Raw genomic sequence first — 3,046 nt, 5'->3', positions numbered from 1 at the left:
CATGTTAATGATTGAGCAATACGGCCAAGAGTAAGTTCGTTCCAAGCTAGTGAGAAGTATGCTTCTATAGCCAATGGAAGAATAACTTTATTTTTATGAAAGTAGTTTGTCAACAACGAAGCTGCGTTTAAAAGAGTTCCTCTTGCTGCCCAATGCAAATCGACTTGTGAATATATATCCGATAATGCCATATTGGCGTAAGTCATCTCTTCAAGTGCTTCTTCTTTATTTAAGCCTACTAAAGTCTTTCCAATCAATTGAATAGCTCTATAGTAGTTACCTCTCTCTGCCTGCTTAATACCACGCTCAAGAGCTATTTTACTAGTCTTTAAGTCACCATTACGTTTGATAGATTGTTCAGTTAGGTAGTCTTGTAGCGCCTGATAATTTGGGTAAGTATGAAATATATCGTCTAACTGATCAATATACCCATAAATATTTTCAAATGAAAAACCTATTAGATATTCACCTTGTTGGCATACTTTCTGGATTCTTTGAAAGATTTCTTCCATTTTATCTTTACTATCAAAGTTCAGAATAAGCTGTAGCTGAGTCAAAGCTATTTCTGCTTGTAAAGCGTTACTAGGTCGGCTTTTATCCAGAATGATTTCATTTAACTGAGAAACAGTATTGTTTGTAACATTATCAACTGCATAAGTACCTTGTCCTTCATGTCTATATCGATGACTAATCTGAATAACTAATAAAGTAACAAAGTCTGCCCAGAGAATAGAGTTACTGGATTCAGTGATTGTTTCGTACGCGCTCTTAAAGTTACTTTCGAAACTTTTAAAATCTTCATGCCAGTAGTATGAAGCTCTAGCATAGTTGTAATAGGCATAAAATATTTGGTTTGTTGTACCATACCTTTGAGCTATTTTGACAGCTCGGTCATACAAACCTTGTGTCTCAAACACTGGATTTTCAAGTTGCTTACTCAACTCAGCAATATCTAAGAAAATATTAACTTGATTAAAAGTAATTTCATTAGGATTAATGTCACTATTGATTTGAAAAGTAAGTTTCTCAAGCCTTTGCTTCTTGCCATAGTCCTCAGGACTGAGGATAATTTCTCGTTTGAAATTAGTTGGAACCTGTAAAGTATCAATAGCAATATACTCAAGTTTATTTTTATAAGTCTCATCCAATAACCAGTTAATATCTAAGATGCAGACTTGAATACTGTATTGGTTTGAAAGCTCGTCTTCAAGCTTGCTTCTTTGATCAGCTTTAGCAAGCTGATTTGTAATACAAAAAACTTTAGTATAGCCTCGATTAGTTTCAACTATTTTCTCAACATCTTTTTTACATTTTGTTTTCCATGACTTTTGAGTGCTGACTGCGAATGCCCAACGTTCATTATTAGCATTACTATTTACACCTACATACCAAAGTAGTTTGTTCTGCTCTGAGACTGGAAAAGTCTGTGTGTCCGTTTTGCCATCGCCACCTGCTACAGGGCCAGTTTGCTCAAGCAAGTTTGGGCAAATAGTTTTTTGGCATATTTCTTTGACAAATGTTTCAAATGCGAGCTCTTTGCTCTTAGCATTTAGGTTAGATAAGTAGGTTTCAAGGTGTACTCTGTCAAGCTGACTACTAATCATTTTTTCAGAAGAAGAGAATTGTTCGGGACGTCTGTTTTTGAGAAACTGCTTCGGAGTAGGTAAGGCTTTAATATCCATATGATTTTTCCTGAAGACGATGAATACGTTATACGACTATTTGTGAATCTATATGATAGCAACTGCAATAGGCAAGCCAAGCGGTCACAAGCTATATTGAACACCTGCTATTCACTAAATCTGTTCAATATAGGTGTATCGACTAACTTACTTCTTTGTTTTCAGCCATAGATGGCTGACATGTTAAGTACTTAAGATGCTGAATGGTAATTTGTCATATGAAAGGCTCACTCTCTCCAGATATCGACTGATAATGCAATGTCTTATTAATTTGCTCTGGTAGAGCTACTTTAAGCTACTTCAGATATTTTTCAGCGTTGATTTGGCTAGTTGCGATATTACCTGTCATATACAAATGCTCTGTAACTATCAATTTTTGTGAAGTATTGGTATATTCCATAAATATAAATATTTGATTAGTATGACTGCTGCTGTCAAACCGCCTTCTCATGTTGATGCGGACAAACACACTACCGTATTTTGAAGTAGTGTTAAACTATAAAAATTTGAAAGTTACAATTAGGATCTAAAATGTACTCAACTCCCTCTAATACCGATATTTTGATAATGTGTGCATTAAAAGATGAATATGACCAACTCATTGAGGTAAATAGTGGAATATCTAAAAACTGGCAAGAATTTAATGTCAGTGATAGAAACGCTTCTAAAGCTGAATTTGTAACCGATTCGGGCACTACTATTACTATTGTTGCAACATGGGTAGCATCTATGGGAAGAGAAAGTGTACAAGCTGTTGTTGGACGCTTAATAAGTGAGTTAAACCCTAAATGTCTTGCTATGAGTGGTATATGTGCTGGCAGAAGAGGTAAAACTCAACTTGGAGATGTTATCTTTGCAGATCGTTTATGGTCTTATGATGTTGGTAAGCGAGTTGTAGAGAATGGTATCGAAGTCTTTCAAGGCGATACGTTGCAGTACAAACCAAGTGAAACAATAGTTCAAAACATGCAACGTACAAGTACGTTATATAAAAATCAGAGTATGGCATGGATGGAATTAAAGCCTCAGTATTCTTTAGAAGCGCAAGAAAACTGGGTATTGAGTCAATTAATAGATAATAAGAAACCAGTTGAACAAGATAATTTTGATGAAAAGTGTCCAGATTGGAGCGATGTTATCTTGAGACTTAGAAAAAGAGGTTATATCGAGAAACCAGTTAAGTTAACCGAAGCGGGTATAGAATATATTCAAGATTTATTATTACTCAACCCGAGAGGACTACCAGCAGAACCAGAGTTTTCTGTCCATGTTGCACCTATCGCAACAGGAGCAACTGTTACTGAAGATGAGCAAATATATAATAAGCTTTCAAGTTATATGAGAAAAGTGCTAGGACTAGACAT

The 3,046-nt window shown here is 35.4% G+C and carries 1 protein-coding gene and 1 pseudogene; one reads left to right on the top strand and one right to left on the bottom strand.

The annotated features are described in order from the left end of the window. Nucleotides 1-1,682 (bottom strand): hypothetical protein (locus CXF62_RS01290; protein ID WP_228153124.1); only part of this gene is annotated, 1,682 nt, incomplete at its 3' end. A gap of 531 nt (nt 1,683-2,213) precedes the next feature. Here CXF62_RS01290 and CXF62_RS01285 point away from each other — a divergent pair. Next, nucleotides 2,214-3,046, top strand: a pseudogene (locus CXF62_RS01285) (hypothetical protein); the annotation flags it as partial.

The sequence above is a fragment of the Psychrobacter sp. MES7-P7E genome (assembly GCF_002863645.1).
Taxonomy (GTDB): domain Bacteria; phylum Pseudomonadota; class Gammaproteobacteria; order Pseudomonadales; family Moraxellaceae; genus Psychrobacter.
This window is presented reverse-complemented; position numbering and strand designations above follow the sequence as displayed.